We start from the raw sequence: 21,253 nt of genomic DNA, 5'->3' as shown, positions 1-21,253 counted from the left end.
CCACTCCCTCATCATTTTTCCAAAGGCAAAGACTACATGCGTCGTTTGTGCACCTCACGTGCTACCATATGTACTATGCGCTTTAGACAACCCCTTTTCTACATATAAAGTTTACTCATAAGATGTCAGACAATTACATTGTACTCCTAATCCTACAAAATTTCAAAAATATTGTCCAAATTTACAAATAATTTACGTAGTAACTTGATGGTTGTATTCCTAGAATATGAAGAAAATGCTAAATATATGTATTTTTTATCTTATAAAGCTCTTTTGATAAAGATTGATGCTACTTCCAGAAGTAAGAAAGTGGTTAATTTTTGCTAGAGAATGAGTGTAGGAACAAAACGTGGACCGTTCCTTTTCGCTCCAGGCACAAGATTCCCGGCTCGGCCGAACGCTAGCTGCAAACGTAGCGGTTCCCCTCACCATCCAGCACGCGCTGATTTACAGAGCCCTGCACTTCAAGGGGTCATTCTACGGATTCTCTCTGTTTGGATTTCCCCATGAAACAGTATAAAATGAAAGTAGAAGTAAATACATATAGAGCAGGTGGATACGAATGAGTATTAATTGGACGAATGAAGTGGAGAAGCGGAAAGACGATTTGCTTAAGGATCTGCAGCAATTCCTGCAAATTAAAAGTGTGTTGGATGAAGAGAATGCAACAGAGGAGGCACCATTGGGGAGAGGCGTGAAAGAAGCGTTGGACTATTTATTAACCCTCGGTGAGAAAGACGGTTTCATCCCTAAGAATGTGGACCACCTTGCAGGTCATTTAGAATTTGGGGAAGGAAATGATCTTCTCGGTATTCTTTGCCATGTGGATGTTGTGCCGGAAGGGGATGGATGGAGTCTAGATCCTTATGGCGGCGAGATAAAAGACGGTAAGATTTTCGCCCGTGGAGCGATCGATGACAAGGGCCCTACAATGGCTGCCTATTATGCCATGAAAATCGTAAAGGATCTGGACCCAACCTTCAATAAGCGGGTTCGGATGATCATTGGAACAGATGAAGAAAGCGATTGGAGATGTGTAGAGCACTATTTCAAAAAAGAAGAAATGCCTACAATGGGGTTTGCCCCTGATGCCGACTTCCCAATCATCCATGCAGAAAAAGGGATTGCCGACTATGATTTAGTCCAAACAAAACCGGCGGATGCGTCTCAATCGGGCATCAAGGTCCTGTCTTTTGAGTCCGGACGACGCTACAACATGGTTCCTGACTATGCCAAAGCGGTTCTGCTGGTAGAAGAGGACCACACAAAATGGGTTCAAAACTTTGAAATTTTCACAAAGGAAGAAAACATCAAAGGCAACTATTACATCGAAAACGGCGAGCTTGTTTTTGAAGTCGAAGGTGTTTCTTCACATGGAATGGAGCCTGACAACGGGAAGAATGCGGGTCTCTACTTAGCAGCATTCTTATCACAGCTGCCACTATCTTCTCAAGGAAAAGAATTCTTTGAGTTCACGACCAAGCGTTTCTTTAAAGATTCAAGAGGGATTCAACTCGGTGTAAGCTACCGTGACGATATTACGGGAGATTTAACCATCAACGTAGGGAAGCTGCGCTATTCAGATGCTGAAGGCGGACGATTAGGATTAAATATGCGTTATCCGGTTACATTTGAGATGGAAAAAGGAAAGGCAATCATTGAGAAGATAGAAGGCTATTCGATTGAGAACTTCTCGGATAGTAAACCTCATCATGTGTCTAAAGATGATGAACTCGTTCAAACGCTGAAAAAAGTATATGAGGATCAAACCGGTGAGAGAGGCGAGTTATTAAGCATCGGTGGAGGGACTTATGCCAGAAGCTTAGAGGCAGGCGTAGCATTTGGGGCATTATTCCCAGGCCGTGAAGATATTGCTCATCAGAAGGATGAATATATGTATATAGAGGACCTTCTGAAAGCAACGGCTATTTACGCACAGGCTATCCATGAATTAGCATGTGAATCTTAAGAGAGACAAGGGGAGAGCAGAATGAAAATAGTATTTGTAAATGGGGAATTTATGGATCGTGCCGATGCGAAGATTGATATTGAGGATCGGGGTTATCAATTTGGGGATGGAATCTATGAAGTGATTCGCGTATACGGCGGAAACACGTTTACGATGAAGGAACATATGGAGCGACTTTATCAAAGTGCTGAAAAGATGAATCTGTCCATTCCGTATTCAGAAGAAGAACTGACTGGGCATCTTCTGGAGCTTATCGATTCCAATCAAGTGAAAGACGGGATTGTTTATTTACAAGTGACGCGTGGTGTGTCATCCCGTCAGCACCATTTTCCTTCGAAAGATGTAATGGGAAGTGTCGTTGCTTATACGAAAGACTTTCCTGTTCCCCTTCACCAGATGGAGCAAGGTGTGACAGCTAAGCTGGTCGAAGATATCAGGTGGCTGAGATGTGATATTAAGAGCTTGAATCTTCTCGGAAACCTGCTGGCAAAAGAAGAAGCTGCTTCTGAAGGTCATTTCGAAGCCATTTTGCATCGGGGTGATACTGTAACGGAAGGCTCCTCTTCTAATGCATTCATGGTGAAAGATGAAGTCATCTACACGCATCCCGTAACAAACTTGATACTCAATGGTATTACGAGAAGAGTCATTGAAGATTTATGCAGAAGAAATAATATCTCTTTTCAAGAAGAGACGTTTCTTGTCCCTGATCTTCTCGAAGCGGATGAAGTATTCATCGCAAGTACGACTTCAGAAGTAATGCCCGTCATTAAGATCGATCAACAGGTGATCGGGAATGGGGAACCCGGTTCTGTAACGAAAAAGCTGCAGGCACTCTTTAGTGAAAGAAAAAGGGAACAAAGCCCGGTAAAATAGTTGGAGGCTTTAAATGAGATTGATTTGTTCACAACCATTTATGAAGACAGAACGAAGAATAGAAGACAACCAGCAATTCACGGTAGAGACAGAGGAGCACCTTTATTTATACAAGGATCGAATCGAGACTCCTACGAAAAGCTTCACCATCAAGGACGTGATGGACATGACAAGCAAACCATTGTCAGCTTACTATACTTTTTTGTATCTTCACACGATTGAAGGAGTGTGGACGTTTGTTGTTAAGTCTTCTCCTGAACATTTCATCACGCAGTATCATAAGGTTAAATGAACATAAGAAAGAGGCTGGGCCGTCATGGGCGCAGCCTCATTTGGTTATCGTCCGGATATATTAAAACCTAAACAGGTCACTTGATAGATATCTTTCTCCTGTATCGCAGGCAATGCACACGACTACATCTTCCGGTGATAATTTCTTCGCCACTTCAATGGCTGCATAGCAAGCAGCCCCTGATGAAGGCCCTACCAGGATACCTTCTTCACTTGCCATTCTACGGGCAATATCATAGGCATGCTCGTCTTCGATTTTGTGGATTTCATCGTAGACACTGGTATTCAGTATATCCGGAACAAAACCTGGGCTCGTCCCTACTAATTTATGCTTCCCTGGCTTACCTCCAGAAAGAACCGGAGATCCCGCCGGTTCCACCACATGAACGGAGAGATCCGGATAGTGCTCTCTTAACACTTCACCTGTTCCTGTAATCGTTCCGCCTGTTCCGGCAGTCGCAACAAATGCAGATAAGGGCTTGCCGATTTCTTTCATGGCTTCCACAATCTCGAGGGCCGTCGTTTTTCGATGGGCATCCGGATTCGCATCATTTTCAAACTGCATCGGCATGAAGCTATTTGGAATTTGCTCTGTTAATTCTTTGGCTTTTTCGATAGCTCCTGGCATTTTGTCATCTCCAGGTGTTAAGACTACTTCAGCTCCGTATGCTTTTAACAGATTAATACGCTCTTGAGTCATCGTATCGGGCATGACCAGGATTGCGCGATATCCCCTTGCTGCCGCATTCATGGCAAGTCCGATACCCGTGTTTCCGCTTGTTGGCTCTATGATGGTTGAGCCTTCTTTTAATAAGCCTTCCTTTTCTGCTTCAACGATCATTTGAAAGGCTGCACGGTCCTTCACACTTTTACTTGGGTTATAGAATTCCAATTTAACATATACATCCGCTCCGTCAGCAGGATTGAGTCGATTCAATTTGACAAGGGGAGTGTCCCCGATCAGTTCAGCTATATTTTGTACAACTTTCATGGTCAACTTCCTTTCAGAAAACGTTCTTCTTCTATCGTACTAATTCAGATAAATCTTATCAAATAAATAAGCTTTGTATTTCATTTTTATTGCATTTCCTTCTAGTCATTCTCTCTCATGACACATTTTGCTAAAATGATAGTAACTAATGAAAGGACGAGTGATATGTTGAAAGCTCACTATTTCTTTGCACTCTCTTTATCTCTTGAAACGAAACACTGTATACATAAGTGGACGCAGCCAATGAAGGATGAGGGTTCTTTTCAGAGCTGGGTGCACCCGGAGGACTATCACATCACATTGGCCTTTTTGGGAAGTGCGGATGAACTTCAACCCGTGATCCATAAAGTGGACGCGCTGGATTGTCCTTCATTTTCATTAACTCTTGATCACTACGGTACCTTTGGAAAGAGTGATTCACCGAGAATTCTTTGGATGGGAGCTAAGCCTTCTGAAATCTTACAACGGGTTCGGGATAGTGTGTATGATGCGTGTGAAGATTCGGGCTTTCAATTAGATAAGAGACCCTTCTGTCCACATATCACCGTAGGGCGAAAGTGGAATAGAGATTTTCCTTTTACTTCCGAATGGTTGAATTCGTTTCAGCCGCCCGACATCCATTTATTCACAGCAAGAGAAATCGTGTTATATCGAACACACGTAGATCGACTGCCTAAGTATGAAGCCATTTACACCAAACCGTTACATGCAAATTGACCGTCATGAAAGGATAGATCCATATGGCACAGCTGATTAAACTTCAAGATTACGTTTCCAGGTACGAAACGGATTTATATAGATATCCTTCCCAATTTGTTCGATTAAAAAAGCTGCAATGGGAAAAAATGAAACAACATTGGGAAAACGGTGAACTCCCTCCCGCCTCCCCGATCATTAAGGATGAAGAACAAGTACTGGAAAAGAACTCCATGAAAGAGAAGCTCTTTTCACTGTTTAAAAAGAAAGAAGATGAAAAAGAGGAGTTCTCAAGCTCCATTCAGGCAAATGATGAAGAAATTACATTTGAAATGGATTCACACCACGATATCTCTACGGAGGAAGAATTGAAGGTTTCCTTCCTGGACCTTGTATTTGATTTTCAGTTGCGATGGGCAAGCTCCACGATCATGGAGAAATCCTATGTAGACAACAGCTATCATTATGACGAACGATTACGCTACCTGCTTCAGCGTTTTCCAGATAACATACTTGTGATGTACAACCCGGTATTAAAAATTAAACATGCTCCTGTAGAACTCGAAACCATTCTTATCACACCAACAGGGATCTGGTGCTTAACCTTTCTCGAATTTGAAGAGGGAACTGCCTACATCGGTTCAGGAGAACGATTCTGGTTGAAAAAATGGGGAGATGTAGAGACGAAGGTATTAAACCCTCTAATCGGACTAAGAAGGATGGAGGGGATACTCCATCAAATCATTCAATATGCAGGTGTGGACCTTCCTATTCATAAAGGCGTGATAAGCAGAAATGGATACATAGATTACCCACAGGCTCCGGTGGGCATTCAGTTTCTTGACAAACGGCTCCACAATGAATGGTTCCAGCAACAACGCTCAAGCTCTTCTCCGATCAAGAGTGTCCAGTTGAAAGCGGCACAAGCCATCTTGGAGTATTGCCAGACCACTTCATTCAAGAGACTTCAGTGGGGAGAACATGCTGTTGGATCAGATGAGAATCAACAATGAAGACGATTTTTATCGTGAATCCTTCAGCAAAGAATCATCACTCCTTATCTTCGTGGAATCAATTTAGTCAAACCATCGATATTCCACATGAGATTTTTGTGACAGGTCACCCCGGTGACGTGAAGAAGATTGTTGCAAGTGTTGTCAATCAATCTCCATCCGACTGGCTCCTGGTAGTGGGAGTAGGAGGTGATGGGACCATGAACTCTGTGGTGAGTGGAACAATCGGTTTTGACAAGGTCGTTATAGGGTATATTCCATCAGGAAGTGGTAATGATTTTGCAAGGGGCTATAATTGGCCTAACGATAAAAAACAAGCATATACCTTAATAAAGGAAGGTTTAAAAAAAGAGGACATCGTGACCCTGGATTCAGGTCAATTTACCATGAGCAGCGGACCAAATGGGTATTTCGTGAATAATATAGGGATAGGATTTGATGCGGAAATTGCCCGTATGGCCAATCGTTCTTCATTCAAAAAGTGGTTGAACAAATGGTCCCTTGGACAACTGATCTATCCTATCCTCCTTTGTAAGGAAGCGTTTACGTATAGACCCTTTTCCCTTTCAATAGATGTTGATGGAAAAGAGCAGGTGTTTCACAAGGTATGGTTTGTGACAGTTTCGAATCAACCCTTTTTTGGTGGAGGAATGAAGATCGCCCCACAGGCTTGTCCTAATGATGGATCTATCGATATGACCCTCGTCCATGGGTTATCAAGGTGGAAATTACTCCTGGTCTTTCTATCTGTCTTCTTCGGAAAACATACGGCTTTCAATGAAGTCAGCACGTGTACAGGAACAACGATGACCATCCGATCGAGTCAGGATGTACCAGTGCACGCAGACGGAGACACAATTGAAGAACTGAAGAAGGGGAATGAATTGAAGGTGCATGTTCTTCCATTAAGTTGGAAAATGTTAAACAGAAGTGGGTGGCAGAAGTGTTAGTCATTAGTAGGCATTACGATGCGTTTTTAGATACGTTCAATACGGTTACATTGATTCTTCCATACGATTACCATGATGGGAATTCCAGTCACTTCTCTCTCATAAAAGGTAGTGAAAAGATAGCTCTTCACATTGAAGAAAAGATTCCCCTCAATGATGCCATGAAATATATCACGACTATTCAGAGCGAGAAGGTTGTCTTAGGTGAAACCTATGAAGTTGTCGATGAGCATAACACAAAGACTGATCTGCAAATCGGAGCGGTCATAAGAACCGAAGAGTTTGATCAACGCTATTATTATGACGGGGATGACCTTGGTGTTACATACCAAGAGGGATGCACCGTGTTTAAAGTATGGTCTCCGACGTCCACTGAGGTCAGATTAAAGCTCAAGTCTCCTGATGATGAATTGATTCAATACCCATTTTTAAGGACCCGGAACGGCGTATGGGAATGTAAGGTGAATACCGATGTAAATCGTTATAATTATACCATTCTAACTTGTATCAACCTGGTTTGGGATGAACTGATCGACCCCTATGCTAAATCGGTTTCCTACGACAGTGAGTGGGGATGTGTTGTGAACCTTGGACGTATGGAGGGACCTAATCCCTTGGCACCATTATCTTCACCTGCAGATGCTGTCATTTATGAATTGAATGTCCGTGATTTCTCAGCACAAAAAGAAAGTGGCATGAAATTCGCAGGGAAATATCGTGCCTTTACAGAAAAAGGAACTTCTACCCCGAAAGGATTCAGTAGTGGAATTCAGTATTTAAAGGAGCTGGGCATCACCCATGTTGAACTGCTTCCTGTCAATGATTTCGATGGGGTGACTGATCACCCTTCCGATAAAAGCTACAATTGGGGATACAATCCTTTGTTCTTTAACGCGCCGGAAGGGAGCTACAGCTTAAAGCCTGAAGATCCCTATGAACGGATCAATGAACTGAAAAGCGTGATTCATAGCCTTCATGAAGAAAATATCAGGGTCATATTGGATGTGGTTTACAACCACGTGTTCATTCGGGAGGATTCATCTTTTGAAAAGCTTGTGCCCGGGTATTTCTTCCGTCACGACGAAAATGGTTTACCTTCAAATGGGACGGGAGTGGGAAATGATTTTGCTTCCGAACGCCTGATGGCCAGGAAATTCATCGTTGACTCGATTCTTTATTGGATAAAAGAGTACGGTGTCGACGGCTTCCGTTTTGACCTGATGGGAATTCTTGATACTAAGACGATGACGACAATCCGTGAAGAAGTGGATAAGGTTTTGCCTGGAGCGATCATCATAGGAGAAGGCTGGGACCTGAACACACCCCTGCCACCCCATCAAAAGGCCAACCTTCGTAACGCCCATCAGCTTCAAGGGATCGGTCAATTCAATGACTGGTTCCGGGACACCATTAAAGGAAGTACGTTTAACTTATATGACAAAGGGTTTGCCCTCGGTCACGGACACTTGGAACAAAAGGTGGAACTCGTCCTGACTGGAAGTGTCGGGATGAAAAATGGGGAAAGAGGACTCTTTAAAGAGCCGACCCAATCCGTCAACTATGTGGAATCCCATGATAATCACACCCTTTGGGATAAAATGAAAGCTTGTTTAAATGAAGATGAAGGAACCCTTATGAGTCGCCATAAATTAGCAACCACGATGGTACTGCTATCTCAAGGGATCCCGTTTATTCATGCAGGACAGGAATTTTACAGGACGAAAAAGGGGATTGAAAATAGCTACAATTCTCCTGTGGGAATTAATCAATTAGACTGGACGAGAAGAGAAGAATTCGATGATGTGGTTCAATACGTGAAAGCACTGATTCAAATCCGTAAAAGTCACGGTGCCTTCCGATTTCAAAAGAGCGGCCTGATCCGGGAACATGTGGAAGTCTCACATAGTATTGAAAATCTTGTTGTGGTCCGCTATCAGAATGTCCACCCGTATGGTCCGTGGAACGATATCTTCATGGTCTTCCATTCAGATTCGAAAAAGTGTCAGTATTCCCTCCCGGAAGGAAAAGATTGGATTTGTTTGTCAGACGGAAATCGGGCGAAAGTAAGCGGTCTTTATGGGGTTGAAGAGCCAACCATAACCCTTAAACCTGTCTCTTCCTATGTGTTTGTAAGGTAACAGTTCATTCCAGTGCTTGACGAAAACGCAAGATGACGATAAAATTAAACAGATGGCTATTGATTGTATTGCCCAATAGCTGTCTTTTTTATTTTATAAGACTTTTTTGATGAAGTAAATGAATTCAAATATTAACGTAACTGAACATATAAACATGACAAAGGACCAATAGAAGGTGAATATATTGGAACACTTATTTGACCAAGATTGGGAAATAGTCCCCGCAGGCGGTGCTACTGGAGAAGCGTTCTTTGCTCAGTACCAAGAGCAAAGGTTATTTCTGAAACGCAATTCCTCTCCTTTTGTGGCTGTATTGTCTGCAGAAGGAATCGTACCCAAGCTAGTTTGGACAAAAAGACTAGAAAACGGGGATGTCATAACGGCACAACACTGGTTAAATGGGAGAGAATTAAAGCCGGAAGAGATGAAGGATGAACGGGTGGCAAGGCTGCTTAACAAGATTCATTCCTCAAAGCCGCTTTCAACCATGCTTGAGCGGTTGGGAAAAGAGCCGTTTCAGCCGGAGCATATGCTCACGGAAGTGGAGACAGGCTTAGAATTCGATCTTCTTTCATTGCCTGTTATAAGAGAGGCGCTTTTATTTCTTCAAAAAGAGCTCTTGGAAGTTCATCAGGAAGAATATGTAGTCTGTCACGGTGATGTCAATCATAACAACTGGCTGCTGTCTGATTACAACCAGTTGTATTTAATCGATTGGGATGGGGCGATGATTGCGGACCCTGCCTTTGACGTAGGTCTATTACTATACTGGTATATCCCTGAAGACCAATGGGAGAACTGGCTAACTCAATATGGTGTTGAGCTAACCGATAACTTAAAGCTGAGAATGAAATGGTATGTGGTCGCACAAACGATATTATCCATTCAGTGGCATAAAGGAAAAGCCCGATTTCACGAAATGAATCACTGGATTGAATATCTGCACAAAGTCATCTGATCTATTAAGAGTAGCTGTTCATATCCGTAACCCATTGGGACAAGTTTTCTTGATTGGACGTAATATGGTTCGATAAGTCAGCTGAGGATATCCCGCTTTGACTATACTGATAAATTTCCTGCAGGACAGGCTTTACGTTTTCGTGAATATCAGCATTAACCATTAATGATTTCACCAATCGTTCAACTTGCTTACATTCAGAAACCGAACCGCAGCAATCCGCACTGTGATTGCTTAAAATATCTGATAATAACTGCATTTGATTCTGTGAATTTAAAGGCATAGAGGTACACCCTTTCGTTTTCGTCTACAAAGATTTAAAGAAACACGTACTTTTTCAGCCCTTCAAAATGACCAGACCCGAAAAAGGAATTCACTAATAGTGTGTGAATTCCTTTTTCAATTATGCGTGCATTTTGAGGGACGGACCTGAAGTGGGTAAATCAGCCAGAAGATCTGAAGCGAGATTGGCTCTATTTTGGCTCTTGCACAGGACGGATAGTCGTGGTATGTTTTTTTCGATAATAAAAAAAGAGGTGTCTACATGCGTTTACGTAATAAACCGTGGGCTTCTGAGAAAATCAGTGACCATCCACAGTATGTTGTGGCAGAACCCCAGGAGATAAAAGGTCAATGGAATAAAGAATTTGGTAATGACAATCCTATTCACATTGAGGTAGGAACTGGAAAAGGTCAATTTGTCACGGAAATGGCCAGAGCCAATCCTGACGTTAATTATATTGGAATTGAGTTATATGAAAGCGTCATTGTAACTGCTCTTGATCGCTTGATTGAAGCCGGGCTCCCTAACGTCAAGCTGTTAAATGTCGATGCAAAGAACCTGACTGAATACTTCTCATCAGAAGAAGTAAGCCGAGTGTACTTGAACTTCTCTGATCCATGGCCGAAAAACCGACATGAAAAACGTCGATTGACTTATAAAGATTTTCTGAATCTATATGAAGATGTGCTGATCAAAGGCGGAGAAATCCACTTTAAGACAGACAATCAAGGCTTATTCGAGTACTCATTAAAGAGCTTCTCATGGTATGGTCTGCATCTGAATTTCTTGAGTCTTGACCTTCATAAGAGTGATTATGAAGGAAATATCATGACTGAATATGAAGAGAAATTTTCAGCCAAAGGGCAAAGAATTTACCGGGTTGAAGCACAATATCAAAATCAATAATTCACTGTTAAAGCAGCCTTGCGATCTCGCAGGGCTGCTTTTTTTGTGTATTCATGATGGTTGCAGATCCGAGCATCCACCTATAAGTTGTCCATAAATTCTGATAAAATAAAAGGGAATGAACAAAGGAGGAGTCAAATTGGAAACGTTGAAGGTTGGAGATATATCGATCTATTGGCTGAATGGCGGCGTCACACACATGGATGGGGGAGCTATGTTCGGAGTGGTCCCAAAGCCTCTTTGGTCAAAAAAATATGCCGTAAATGACTTGAATCAAATCGAACTACGAACAGACCCGCTCTTTTTCGAATGGGAAGGGAAGAAAGTATTAATTGAATCCGGTATCGGTAAAGGGAAGCTGAATGATAAACAAAAGCGTAACTATGGCGTGCATGAAGAGTCGGATATCGAGGCATCACTGGAAGCACTGGGCTTGAAACCAAGTGATATTGATGTAGTGTTAATGACTCACATGCATTTCGATCACGCTTGCGGCTTAACCAAATATGAGGGCGATACGATTGTTCCTGTATTCCCGAATGCAACCATCTTCACCTCCCAAGTGGAATGGGATGAAATGAGAAATCCGAATGCGCGCTCCCGCAATACATACTGGAAAGAAAATTGGGAAAGCATTCAATCTCAAGTGGAAACGTTCCAGGGAGAAAAGGAAGTGCTTCCTGGAATCACAATGGTGCATACGGGAGGTCACAGTGACGGGCATTCAATTATCCTTTTAGAGCATAACGGGGAGAAGTTCATCCATATGGCGGATATCATGCCTACTCACGCGCACAAAAATCCACTATGGGTACTGGCTTACGACGACTATCCGATGACGTCCATCGATGCAAAAGAAAAGTGGATCAATCAAGCGATTGAAGGAGAGTACTGGTTCCTTTTCTATCATGATGCGGTTTATAGAGGAATCAAGTGGAATAGAGATGGAGAGATCGTTGATCACGTACTGAGGGAAAAATAATAATGCATAAAAAAGGATGGACCCAAGTCTCTTTGGGATCATCCTTTTTAATGGTGCAGTTATTCCATTTTTAGGATAAAGGGTACACATCCACAACTGTGCCCGTATATGCATCTGCTAAAAACTCATATTGCTCCAGTTCCCCGTCCTTTCGTCTGGATACCCCGCCTTTATAGACTTTCGTTGTCACCGAGTGCTTCTGATAGTCTTCGGGCTTCATGCCGATCCAGGAGCCATCGATGTCCCCCTCTTTTTTAAATGAAAGTTTTACGTCCTTTAATACTTTTTCGGCAGAAACCATGTTCGAATCATCCAATTTTTCTTTAAGAAAATATCCGCCTACTGCTCCGATTCCGATTCCGATTATGAAAGATTTCCAGTTCATTTTATTCCCTCCACAGGCAATGTGTATTGATGTTTCTCTGACAAGCAAGGGATAGAATACTATTCCCAATATCTCCCCAGTAATTCTCGATTATTTTCCATCTATAGGTACATTCTATCAAAGAAATAATAAAAAAGAGAACTCCTTTTCTTCTCAATTGGTGGTAAGACGTTCGAAAGTTCTGTAAAATAAGATTATACATAAGGTAGATTTTATATAAAAGGGGCATATGACATGAAACAAGATACGTTGGAACTTTTTAAAACATTGACTGAATTGCCGGGAGCACCCGGTAATGAGCATGCGATTCGTAAGTTTATGAAAGAACAATTGTCTCAATACTCAGATGACATTGTGCAGGATCGTCTCGGCGGGGTTTTTGGAGTGAAAAAAGGCAATGATCAGGATCCTGTTGTGATGGTTGCAGGACACATGGATGAAGTAGGGTTTATGGTCACGTCTGTTACGGAGAATGGAATGATTCGTTTTCAAACCCTTGGAGGCTGGTGGAGTCAGGTTATGCTTGCTCAGCGTGTTCAAATCATCACGGATAACGGCCCGATTACGGGTGTGATCGGAAGCATCCCACCTCACCTCCTCGGAGAAGAACAGCGTAGAAAGCCGATGGAAATCAAGAATATGCTTATTGATATCGGTGCTGATGATCGTGACAATGCACTGGAAATCGGGATTAAACCAGGACAGCAGATCGTACCGATTTGTCCGTTTACACCTATGGCGAATGAGAAAAAAATACTTGCGAAGGCTTGGGATAACCGTTATGGATGCGGATTGTCCATTGAGCTGCTAAAAGAGCTTCAAGGGATGACACTTCCAAACACTCTATATTCCGGAGCCACGGTTCAGGAGGAAGTAGGATTACGAGGTGCCCAGACAGCAGCCAATATGATTAATCCGGATATCTTCTTTGCCCTCGATGCGAGTCCGGCAAATGATATGTCAGGGGATAAAAATGAATTTGGCCAATTAGGGAAAGGTGCTCTCCTTCGCATTCTTGACCGTTCAATGGTTACCCACAGAGGCATCAGGGAATTTGTTCTTGATACAGCTGAATCAAATGACATTCCATATCAATATTTTGTTTCCCAAGGTGGAACAGATGCTGGAAGAGTACATATGTCAAATGAAGGGGTTCCAAGTGCCGTTGTTGGTATCTGTTCAAGATATATTCACACACATGCATCCATGATCCATGTAGATGATTATGCGGCTGCGAAAGAACTGATTGTCAAATTAGTGAAGCAATGTGACCGTTCCACAATTGAATCCATTAAATCAAACGGCTAATTCACGTTTCTAAAAAAATATACTAAAAAGGCTGTCTCATTTATGAACTTCTTGAGACAGTCTTTTTCTAGAGAAAAAAGGGAGTGACTCTCTCTTAGAAATGAGGTATCAATTTGTTGAAGATAGCAATTGGAACTACAAATCCCGCAAAAGTGCAAGCCATTCAAATGGCTTTTCAGGAGCATTATAAGGACGTTGAATTCGAGTGTTTCAAAACAGATTCAAATGTAGGTGAACAGCCAATCTCTGATCAAGAGACCATCGAAGGTGCGTTAAATCGTGCCAAGAACATATTGCGGGCAACAGATAGCGATATGGGGATCGGCCTTGAAGGAGGAGTGACGGAATCACTTTACGGAATGTTTGTCTGTAACTGGGGGGCACTCGTGGATCGGAGCGGCAACGAAATCATTGGTGGAGGTGCCAGAATCCTCCTTCCTAAAGAAATCAGCAGTCGGTTAAAGGCAGGGGAAGAGCTTGGACCCTTGATGGATGAGTACACTCAAACCTCTGGGATAAGAAAAAAAGAGGGCGCAATGGGTGTGTTTACGAATGGACTCATTACGAGAGAGGCGATGTTTCTGCACGTGGTACAGCTCTTAATAGGTCAGTGGCAGTTCAGAAACAAAAAGCGGGACAAATAATCGATAGACTTTTGCCCTTAGAGGGTACTTGGCCCATACCAAACCTACCTGTTATTCATAGGATGGAGTATATCAGACTTTATTTTATCTGATAAATTCTTTCTAAGGAGGTAAGAATTTATGGGATGCCATTATTGTGATGACCGAGTTGGGGGTCGTCAAGATGACTGTCGTGATGACCGTCGTGATGACAGAAAATGCTGTGACTGGGATAAGTTCCTTTTCGGTGACAGGAGAAGATGTGACCGCAGAGATGATGTATTTGGATTAGAAGATAATCGTAGAAGACGTCGCAGAAGAAGAGATGACGATGAAGATAAACGTAGAAAATGTGGTTGTCATAGAAGAGATAATGTCTTAGGAACGGAAGATCATCGTAGAAGCAGACGTAAAAGAAAATGTGATTGTGACTTTTTCTAATTGTTAGAATGGAACTCCGTTTTAAAGCGGAGTTCTTTTTATACTTTTCAGACATTAAGGAAGTATATCCATTCAGGTATATAAAAACCCTCTGAAAACATTCAGAGGGTTAAATCAATTATTTTACACCTTTCATATATTCCTGAATCTTAGGTGAAAGCAGGAATAGAGCAATACTCAATACGATTGCCATACCTCCGATTGCCCCGAAGTACAGCGTTTCTGTTTCTGGTGTGTAGAAACGGACAAGTTGTGCATTCAGCGCCTGTGCAGCAGCAGAAGCTAAGAACCAAAGACTCATCGTTTGAGCAGAGAAAGCTTCCGGAGCTAATTTGGTTGTGGCAGAAAGACCGACTGGTGATAAGCATAGCTCGCCAAGTACTACAATCAAATAGCTTAGCACTAGCCATAAAGGACTTACTAGTGAATCTTCTCCTCCGAAGTATGCAGGCAATAGAATCACTAAGAATGATAAACCGGCAAACAATAGACCGAATGAAAATTTCTTCGGAATTGAAGGTTGACGATCACCAAGTTTCACCCACATCCAAGCAAATACTGGAGCTAATAAAATGATAAATAACGGGTTTAAAGATTGGAACCAAGCTGGAGATATGCTGATTCCCATGAATTCCAGTTCAGTTCGCTTATCTGCGTAAACTGCAAGGATGGTTGAACCCTGTTCTTGAATTGCCCAGAACATAACCGCAGCAATAAATAATGGAATATAAGCGATGACTCTGGAACGTTCAGTTTGCGTTGTTTTCGGACTATAGTACATCACGATAAAGTAAATGGTTGGAACGACGATACCGAAGATACCTACTAAATTAATAAATACGTTTAATGTAAATAGACCTGCAGGAATCGTAATACCTAAAATGATAGCAAGACCAACAACTACCAATCCTGCGATTAATCCATATTTCTTCTTCTCAGCTGGTGCAAGCGGGTTTGGAACATAGGTGCCAGCAAGACCAAGATTCTTTTTCTTTGTTGTCATGAATACAACAAGACCTAAGAACATACCGATGGCAGCAACCGCAAATCCCCAATGGAATCCTTTTGTTTCCATAAGTTTACCAACAATTAGTGGAGCAATGAACGCACCAAGGTTGATACCCATATAGAAAATACTGAAAGCTGCATCGCGGCGAGTGTCACTTTCGCTGTACATTTCACCGACAACAGTTGAAACATTAGGTTTTAATAATCCTGTTCCGACAACGATCAATACCATCGAAACAAAGAACATGGCTAAACTTCCTGGAAATGATAAAGCAATATGACCAAACATGATGAATATTCCACCGTAGAAGACGGCTTTCGAAGTTCCGAATATTCTATCTGCCAGCCAGCCTCCGATTACTCCGGACATATATACAAGTGAACCATAAATCGACATGATTGCTAAAGCTGTGTTTTGCTCTAGGCCCAGACCGCCTTTTGAAACCTCATAGTACATGTAGAATACGAGGATGGCACGCATTCCGTAATAGGAAAAGCGCTCCCAAAATTCTGTGAAGAATAAAGTGAATAATCCCTTCGGATGTCCAAAGAAACCTTTTTGAGGGACACTATCCACAATTTTCTGTTTATTCATTGATGACATGTTACTACCTCCCTTATTCTTTTACTATAATATTTTAATATTTTCATAAAGTCAAAAAAAGTTTATAAATTGTTAATAATAACATAAAATGTCTTTATATTGCCAATATTAAATTATTTTAATATAGTAAAAAAGTTCCGGGATTTTTGTAATGGGCATAAAAATAAGCATGCCTTCCAATTTGGACGGCATGCTTATTTTCATGATTTTATTCCGTTTCAAAAACGTATGATAACGTCTTAATCGCCTGATCTATGTTTGTTACGGTAACATGTGACTTGTTTGAAAGTTCTTTTAATGGATGATGCAGTTCTTCGGGACGAATAAGAATAAGAGGCTTTCCAAGTGTGATGGCGGTGCTCGCATCCGTAGCAGTATTCCACTGTTTGTATTTTTCTCCAAACAAGGCAATCACCACATCGGCCTTTTTCATCAGTAACTCTGTTCGAAGATTGTTAATACTCGAAGCTGCCTCATCGCGGAGTATTCTATTTGGTTGTTCACCAAGAATTTCTTCCCCGATTGCATCGGAACGTTCGTGATTTTCCATTGGACCGACGAAAGATAAAGGGAGGCGAAGCTCTTCTGCTTTCTCTTTAAGCTCGTTTCTCCAGGAACTATGTATTTCCCCTGCCAGATACACTGTGAATTCCATGATTTTCACCCTCCTGTTTTTAGTTATTTTATCATAAATACCCTATGTAAGTTAAAAATAACCTATTTTCCCATTAAAAAGGCAGGATTTCTTATTGTAAGGGTTGTCAATGGGACTTTGTGAGGGTATCATAAGCGTAGGTCCTAAGCATGAAAGGGAGGATAAGTATAGGATGAAAATCAAATACACAGTCATTTTCTTTATTCTTGTGCTTATTTTAGCCGGATGCAACACAACGATCGATCAAGAAAAAGAAAAGACAGCTGAAGTGGTGGAGAACACATTAAGCTCAAATGAAACAGCTCAAGAAGAGGCTGGAAACATTAACTTTTATCTCCCATTTGGAGCCAAAATAGAAAAAGAATCGCCAAATAATATCATTATATCCAAAAGCTCTGATACTTTTATACTTTTTACAAATCCTCAAGAAAATAAGGATAGTGAACTTCTATATAAAATGGCCATTAGTGACAATGAAAATCTCTTGAAACATGGGACTTTTAAAGAGGACAATCGCTTAGGATACTATGTCATTAAGGAACTGCCCGATACGGAAGAATACGAACTTATGGTTGGAGTGGGTGGAACGAAGGTAACGACACAAGTGGAATTAGATGATCTAGCAGATCATGCAGAGATGATGATGAAAATAGCAGCTTCAGTTAAACATAAATCATAACGATAGAGACCGATTTTCCGCTTAGGCGGAAAATCGGTTTTTTTATTATACGTGAATAGGTACGATTTAATAAAGGAAAATAGAAGGTAATTGATTGCCCGATAAAGGTAAAATATATAGACAAAATAAACAAGTGTCTTTACACTAGTAAAAGTAGAAGGGTTAACAAGGAGGAGAGGACTTAAGTGAGAGAATTCTTAAAGAGTAAAGGCATTACATTATCTCCAAAGGTTTATTTCATAGATGCGTTAAGTTATATGGCATTAGGGTTGTTCAGTTCGTTGATTATCGGATTAATCATTAAGACGATCGGGGAACAGCTTCCCATCCCCCCTGGGTTAAGTGAATTTTTCATAGAGATGGGCGGTCTTGCGATCAGCTTGATGGGTCCTGCAATAGGGGCAGCCATTGCCTTTGGTCTCGGGGCACCACCACTCGTCCTATTTGCTGCGGTAGTTACCGGAGCAGCAGGCGCAAGCTTAGGTGGACCGGCGGGAGCTTATGTAGCAGCTGTCATATCAACGGAAATCGGTAAGCTAGTCAGCAAAACAACGAAAGTGGATATCATTGTCACCCCATTCGTCACCATCTTTTCAGGGTTTACGATAGCTTACTTTATAGGGCCGGGAATTGCAGACTTTATGAGCATGTTTGGTAGTTGGATCAGCTGGGCTACAGAGCAACGCCCGATTACTATGGGGATTCTGGTTGCAGCCCTCATGGGTCTTGCTTTGACGGCACCTATTTCGAGCGCGGCCATTGCCCTTATGCTTGAATTGAATGGAGTCGCTGCCGGGGCCGCAACGATTGGATGTGCTTCTCAAATGGTAGGATTTGCTGTCATCAGTTACAGGGAGAATAAAGTCGGTGGATTATTGGCTCAAGGAATAGGTACTTCCATGCTTCAAGTACCTAATATTGTCCGAAATCCCCGCATTCTCATTCCTCCCACAGTTGCGGGCATGATATTGGCACCCATCGGAACCACGATATGGTTAATGGAGAATAATGCTGCTGGAGCCGGAATGGGAACCAGCGGATTCGTCGGTCAAATCATGACCTTTAAAACGATGGGATTCAGTTGGGATGTAACATTGAGAATCCTTCTGTTGCATTTTGTTGGACCTGCATTCATAAGCCTGTTAATATCTGAATATATGCGTAAACTAGGTTGGATCAAACCTAATCAAATGACGATTGAAACAGGGGGCAAATAATATGCGCAAACTTGAATCAGTGGAAGAGTTTCACCAGTTGAAAGAAAGCGGCAAGCATGTATTTATGTTTTCAGCGGACTGGTGTCCGGATTGCAGAATCATCGAGCCGATCCTTCCGGAAATAGAGAGCCAATACTCAGAGTACACGTTCCTATACGTAGATCGAGATCAATTCATTGATCTGTGCATTGAATTGGATATCTTCGGAATTCCAAGCTTTCTGGCATACGGAGACGGCCGTGAACTTGGACGATTTGTTAATAAGGACCGTAAAACAAAAGAACAAATCGAGAACTTCATGAACACATTATCTTCATAATAGGATGAAAAGGGATCACCTTATTCTGGGATCCCTTTTCTTTTTGGCTTAAATGAGACAGGTTCCTTTTGTATTCTATGCATTTTGATGTAAAATGTTATAAGTGAATGAATCAACGATGAAAGTTTTGGACCGATACTTTCTATTATAATAGTACCACCAAAGGAGGATCAGATTTGGACATTAAAAAGCTAAAAGGTATACTCCAGGAACGATTAGAGAAACCGAATCGTACGTTTACATATGATCGAGATAAGGATCTTCTTAGAATTGAGAACACGGATACGAAAAAAGGAATAAACATCGCTCTGCCTCCGATTGTATCCAAGTGGAAAGAAAACAATAAGTCCATTATCGATGAAGTGGTTTATTACGTGGAAGAAGCTTTAAACGTAATGGGTACCGAAGCAGATCTTGGGAACAAAGAAAAAAAAGTGTTTCCAGTGATCCGTTCCACTTCTTTTGCGACCGAATCCAATGAAGGGGTTGCCCTCGTTACAGATGATCATACAGCTGAAACGCGTATCTATTATGCTGTTGACCTGGGGAAAACTTACCGCCTATTAGATGAAAATATGTTAAAGGCTGAAGGATGGACTCACGAGCAAATGAAGGAGACCGCCTTATTCAATGTCAGAAGCTTACCAACGGACATGAAGAAGGACGAAGTAGCAGGTAACATATTCTATTTTCTGAACAATAATGATGGATACGATGCAAGTCGCATTTTGAATGATGCCTTCTTAAAGCAGGTAAGTAAGGATGTTCAAGGTGAGATGACTGTATCCGTACCTCATCAGGATGTATTAGTCATCGGGGATATCCGCAATGAAACCGGCTATGACGTCCTTGCCCAGATGACCATGAGTTTCTTTACGACAGGAAATGTTCCGATAACGGCACTATCCTTTGTATATGAAGGAGGAGAACTGGAGCCGATCTTCATTCTGGCAAAAAATCGCAAAAAGGAAAGGGAGAAGAAATGATGAACGTATTTTATAACTTAGAAGGTATTGGTGATACCCTGATCGTTACAATGGAACCAGGGTTTGAGGGAGAAGTTCAGCACGAAAGAAAAGAAGATGCTGCACGTTTGTTTGATGAGAAAACAGGGAAGACACTTGGGTATAACCTATTCCAAGCATCAAAGTATATGGATTTAAGTGATGTGGGACCTGTCGAAATGAATGAAGGGAAGCTCCAATTGATCAATGAAGCCATCAAAAAGAACGGTTTCGATGAAGTATTGGAGGCAGACTTTTCACCAAAATTCGTGGTAGGGTATGTGTCTGAAAAAGAAAAGCATCCAAATGCAGATAAATTGAACATTTGTACTGTGGATGTTGGGGATGAAACTCTTCAGATCGTGTGTGGTGCTCCTAACGTTGACAAAGGACAAAAAGTCGTTGTTGCGAAAGTTGGCGCCGTAATGCCAAGCGGAATGGTCATCAAAGATGCAGAGCTTCGCGGAGTGGCATCATCAGGCATGATTTGTTCTGCCAAAGAACTTGCACTTCCAGATGCCCCTCAAGAAAAAGGGATTCTCGTTCTTGAAGATACTTACCAAGTAGGTCAACCATTCACAGCTTAAAAATATATACCTGGGTCCGGAGTATGGGCTCAGGTATTTTTATTTTTATTTATGTTAGAGGTCGTACGATTGAAAACTAATAGAAACTTGTTCATAGTAGTTTTTCATTAAGGTTTTCTTACTGAGTACTGGGACGTGACGGGATCATTCATAAGTTGATTCTCGCTGCAGGTGCTCAACTCACGCCCCGCGGAAAGCGAGCACCTGAAGCGGAAATCAACCACTACTGGCTTAGTAACACAGCTCTGAAAATAGCCTTGCAAAATTCGTATTACAATCTCTTTACACCTATGTTTGTTTCGACACAATTCTTTAACAATTCTCTTATTCTATCGAAATGACTCGAATTTTTCTCTTTAACTGATAAAAT

General features: G+C 41.7%; 23 protein-coding genes. 18 read left to right on the top strand and 5 right to left on the bottom strand.

Going from position 1 to position 21,253, the window contains the following annotated elements; genetic code table 11:
* Positions 1 to 562 precede the first annotated feature (562 nt).
* From pepV to ACYH0O_RS19755, 3 genes are read left to right on the top strand one after another with little or no spacing between them, the layout of a single operon-like run.
* A complete protein-coding gene (gene pepV, locus ACYH0O_RS19765; RefSeq protein ID WP_482630037.1) occupies positions 563 to 1,969 on the top strand; it encodes a dipeptidase PepV in 1,407 nt (468 codons plus the stop codon).
* Positions 1,970 to 1,990: 21 nt separating this feature from the next.
* On the top strand, positions 1,991 to 2,845 hold the full coding sequence (dat, locus tag ACYH0O_RS19760; protein ID WP_482630036.1) for a D-amino-acid transaminase: 855 nt from the start codon (positions 1,991 to 1,993) through the stop codon (positions 2,843 to 2,845).
* A gap of 13 nt (positions 2,846 to 2,858) precedes the next feature.
* Entirely contained in the window at positions 2,859 to 3,137 is a 279-nt protein-coding gene (locus tag ACYH0O_RS19755; protein WP_149157075.1) for a hypothetical protein, read from the top strand.
* A 60-nt stretch (positions 3,138 to 3,197) separates the two neighbouring features.
* Here ACYH0O_RS19755 and cysK read toward each other — a convergent pair whose 3' ends face one another.
* The gene (gene cysK / locus ACYH0O_RS19750; protein WP_149157076.1) at positions 3,198 to 4,127 is read right to left on the bottom strand and encodes a cysteine synthase A; all 930 of its coding nucleotides are present in this window, start codon (positions 4,125 to 4,127) and stop codon (positions 3,198 to 3,200) included.
* Positions 4,128 to 4,292: 165 nt separating this feature from the next.
* Here cysK and thpR point away from each other — a divergent pair, with 165 nt between their 5' ends.
* The 5 genes from thpR (at position 4,293) to ACYH0O_RS19725 (ending at position 9,882) form a co-directional block, all read left to right on the top strand.
* On the top strand, positions 4,293 to 4,844 hold the full coding sequence (gene thpR, locus ACYH0O_RS19745) for an RNA 2',3'-cyclic phosphodiesterase (RefSeq protein WP_482630035.1): 552 nt from the start codon (positions 4,293 to 4,295) through the stop codon (positions 4,842 to 4,844).
* Between the two features lie 23 nt (positions 4,845 to 4,867).
* A complete protein-coding gene (locus tag ACYH0O_RS19740; RefSeq protein WP_482630034.1) occupies positions 4,868 to 5,836 on the top strand; it encodes a nuclease-related domain-containing protein in 969 nt (322 codons plus the stop codon).
* A complete protein-coding gene (locus ACYH0O_RS19735) occupies positions 5,833 to 6,786 on the top strand; it encodes a diacylglycerol/lipid kinase family protein (protein ID WP_482630033.1) in 954 nt (317 codons plus the stop codon). The genes ACYH0O_RS19740 and ACYH0O_RS19735 overlap by 4 nt, the downstream gene beginning before the upstream one ends.
* Positions 6,780 to 8,924 (top strand): type I pullulanase, encoded by a 2,145-nt coding sequence (gene pulA, locus ACYH0O_RS19730; RefSeq protein ID WP_482630032.1) that lies wholly within the window; start codon positions 6,780 to 6,782, stop codon positions 8,922 to 8,924. The genes ACYH0O_RS19735 and pulA overlap by 7 nt, the downstream gene beginning before the upstream one ends.
* A gap of 184 nt (positions 8,925 to 9,108) precedes the next feature.
* On the top strand, positions 9,109 to 9,882 hold the full coding sequence (locus tag ACYH0O_RS19725; protein WP_482630031.1) for a phosphotransferase: 774 nt from the start codon (positions 9,109 to 9,111) through the stop codon (positions 9,880 to 9,882).
* Between the two features lie 4 nt (positions 9,883 to 9,886).
* Here ACYH0O_RS19725 and ACYH0O_RS19720 read toward each other — a convergent pair whose 3' ends face one another.
* Positions 9,887 to 10,165: a YtzH-like family protein gene (locus tag ACYH0O_RS19720; protein ID WP_482630030.1), complete on the bottom strand. Its 279-nt coding sequence runs from the start codon at positions 10,163 to 10,165 to the stop codon at positions 9,887 to 9,889.
* A 261-nt stretch (positions 10,166 to 10,426) separates the two neighbouring features.
* Here ACYH0O_RS19720 and trmB point away from each other — a divergent pair, with 261 nt between their 5' ends.
* Positions 10,427 to 11,071 (top strand): tRNA (guanosine(46)-N7)-methyltransferase TrmB, encoded by a 645-nt coding sequence (gene trmB, locus ACYH0O_RS19715; RefSeq protein ID WP_482630029.1) that lies wholly within the window; start codon positions 10,427 to 10,429, stop codon positions 11,069 to 11,071.
* A 139-nt stretch (positions 11,072 to 11,210) separates the two neighbouring features.
* Entirely contained in the window at positions 11,211 to 12,053 is an 843-nt protein-coding gene (locus tag ACYH0O_RS19710) for a YtnP family quorum-quenching lactonase (RefSeq protein WP_482630028.1), read from the top strand.
* A gap of 70 nt (positions 12,054 to 12,123) precedes the next feature.
* On the opposite strand, the gene ACYH0O_RS19705 is transcribed toward ACYH0O_RS19710, so the two are convergent.
* Complete coding sequence (locus ACYH0O_RS19705; RefSeq protein WP_482630027.1) at positions 12,124 to 12,438, bottom strand: hypothetical protein; 315 nt, start codon at positions 12,436 to 12,438, stop codon at positions 12,124 to 12,126.
* A gap of 234 nt (positions 12,439 to 12,672) precedes the next feature.
* On the opposite strand from ACYH0O_RS19705, the gene ACYH0O_RS19700 reads away from it, so the two are divergent.
* The 3 genes from ACYH0O_RS19700 to ACYH0O_RS19690 all read left to right on the top strand — a co-directional run bounded on the left by ACYH0O_RS19700 (position 12,673) and on the right by ACYH0O_RS19690 (position 14,661).
* Complete coding sequence (locus ACYH0O_RS19700; protein WP_482630026.1) at positions 12,673 to 13,746, top strand: M42 family metallopeptidase; 1,074 nt, start codon at positions 12,673 to 12,675, stop codon at positions 13,744 to 13,746.
* A gap of 113 nt (positions 13,747 to 13,859) precedes the next feature.
* A complete protein-coding gene (locus ACYH0O_RS19695) occupies positions 13,860 to 14,390 on the top strand; it encodes a DUF84 family protein (protein WP_482630025.1) in 531 nt (176 codons plus the stop codon).
* Between the two features lie 136 nt (positions 14,391 to 14,526).
* Positions 14,527 to 14,661: a hypothetical protein gene (locus ACYH0O_RS19690; protein ID WP_482630024.1), complete on the top strand. Its 135-nt coding sequence runs from the start codon at positions 14,527 to 14,529 to the stop codon at positions 14,659 to 14,661.
* Positions 14,662 to 14,928: 267 nt separating this feature from the next.
* Here ACYH0O_RS19690 and ACYH0O_RS19685 read toward each other — a convergent pair whose 3' ends face one another.
* Complete coding sequence (locus ACYH0O_RS19685) at positions 14,929 to 16,422, bottom strand: peptide MFS transporter (protein ID WP_482630023.1); 1,494 nt, start codon at positions 16,420 to 16,422, stop codon at positions 14,929 to 14,931.
* 208 nt (positions 16,423 to 16,630) lie between these two features.
* A complete protein-coding gene (locus ACYH0O_RS19680; RefSeq protein ID WP_482630022.1) occupies positions 16,631 to 17,077 on the bottom strand; it encodes a YtoQ family protein in 447 nt (148 codons plus the stop codon).
* Between the two features lie 172 nt (positions 17,078 to 17,249).
* Here ACYH0O_RS19680 and ACYH0O_RS19675 point away from each other — a divergent pair, with 172 nt between their 5' ends.
* From ACYH0O_RS19675 to ytpR, 5 genes are all read left to right on the top strand, one after another.
* The gene (locus ACYH0O_RS19675; RefSeq protein WP_149157088.1) at positions 17,250 to 17,756 is read left to right on the top strand and encodes a hypothetical protein; all 507 of its coding nucleotides are present in this window, start codon (positions 17,250 to 17,252) and stop codon (positions 17,754 to 17,756) included.
* A gap of 185 nt (positions 17,757 to 17,941) precedes the next feature.
* Positions 17,942 to 18,973, top strand: a complete 1,032-nt coding sequence (locus ACYH0O_RS19670; protein WP_482630021.1) for a PTS sugar transporter subunit IIC — start codon at positions 17,942 to 17,944, stop codon at positions 18,971 to 18,973.
* A gap of 1 nt (position 18,974) precedes the next feature.
* Positions 18,975 to 19,292, top strand: a complete 318-nt coding sequence (locus tag ACYH0O_RS19665; RefSeq protein ID WP_148970975.1) for a thioredoxin family protein — start codon at positions 18,975 to 18,977, stop codon at positions 19,290 to 19,292.
* A 176-nt stretch (positions 19,293 to 19,468) separates the two neighbouring features.
* Positions 19,469 to 20,278: a DUF1444 domain-containing protein gene (locus ACYH0O_RS19660; RefSeq protein ID WP_482630020.1), complete on the top strand. Its 810-nt coding sequence runs from the start codon at positions 19,469 to 19,471 to the stop codon at positions 20,276 to 20,278.
* Entirely contained in the window at positions 20,278 to 20,883 is a 606-nt protein-coding gene (ytpR, locus tag ACYH0O_RS19655; protein ID WP_149157092.1) for a YtpR family tRNA-binding protein, read from the top strand. The genes ACYH0O_RS19660 and ytpR overlap by 1 nt, the downstream gene beginning before the upstream one ends.
* The last annotated feature ends 370 nt before the right edge of the window (positions 20,884 to 21,253 follow it).

It is taken from the genome of Rossellomorea sp. H136 (assembly GCF_056838065.1).
The sequence above is the reverse complement of the archived record's forward strand: the minus strand, read 5'-3'. Positions and strand labels throughout refer to the sequence as shown.

Coding starts and splice junctions, on each gene's coding strand:
- pepV (WP_482630037.1), top strand. CDS start 563: ATGAGTATTAATTGGACGAATGAAGTGGAGAAGCGGAAAGACGATTTG.
- dat (WP_482630036.1), top strand. CDS start 1,991: ATGAAAATAGTATTTGTAAATGGGGAATTTATGGATCGTGCCGATGCG.
- ACYH0O_RS19755 (WP_149157075.1), top strand. CDS start 2,859: ATGAGATTGATTTGTTCACAACCATTTATGAAGACAGAACGAAGAATA.
- cysK (WP_149157076.1), bottom strand. CDS start 4,127: ATGAAAGTTGTACAAAATATAGCTGAACTGATCGGGGACACTCCCCTT.
- thpR (WP_482630035.1), top strand. CDS start 4,293: ATGTTGAAAGCTCACTATTTCTTTGCACTCTCTTTATCTCTTGAAACG.
- ACYH0O_RS19740 (WP_482630034.1), top strand. CDS start 4,868: ATGGCACAGCTGATTAAACTTCAAGATTACGTTTCCAGGTACGAAACG.
- ACYH0O_RS19735 (WP_482630033.1), top strand. CDS start 5,833: ATGAAGACGATTTTTATCGTGAATCCTTCAGCAAAGAATCATCACTCC.
- ACYH0O_RS19720 (WP_482630030.1), bottom strand. CDS start 10,165: ATGCCTTTAAATTCACAGAATCAAATGCAGTTATTATCAGATATTTTA.
- trmB (WP_482630029.1), top strand. CDS start 10,427: ATGCGTTTACGTAATAAACCGTGGGCTTCTGAGAAAATCAGTGACCAT.
- ACYH0O_RS19705 (WP_482630027.1), bottom strand. CDS start 12,438: ATGAACTGGAAATCTTTCATAATCGGAATCGGAATCGGAGCAGTAGGC.
- ACYH0O_RS19700 (WP_482630026.1), top strand. CDS start 12,673: ATGAAACAAGATACGTTGGAACTTTTTAAAACATTGACTGAATTGCCG.
- ACYH0O_RS19685 (WP_482630023.1), bottom strand. CDS start 16,422: ATGTCATCAATGAATAAACAGAAAATTGTGGATAGTGTCCCTCAAAAA.
- ACYH0O_RS19680 (WP_482630022.1), bottom strand. CDS start 17,077: ATGGAATTCACAGTGTATCTGGCAGGGGAAATACATAGTTCCTGGAGA.
- ACYH0O_RS19675 (WP_149157088.1), top strand. CDS start 17,250: ATGAAAATCAAATACACAGTCATTTTCTTTATTCTTGTGCTTATTTTA.
- ACYH0O_RS19665 (WP_148970975.1), top strand. CDS start 18,975: ATGCGCAAACTTGAATCAGTGGAAGAGTTTCACCAGTTGAAAGAAAGC.
- ytpR (WP_149157092.1), top strand. CDS start 20,278: ATGAACGTATTTTATAACTTAGAAGGTATTGGTGATACCCTGATCGTT.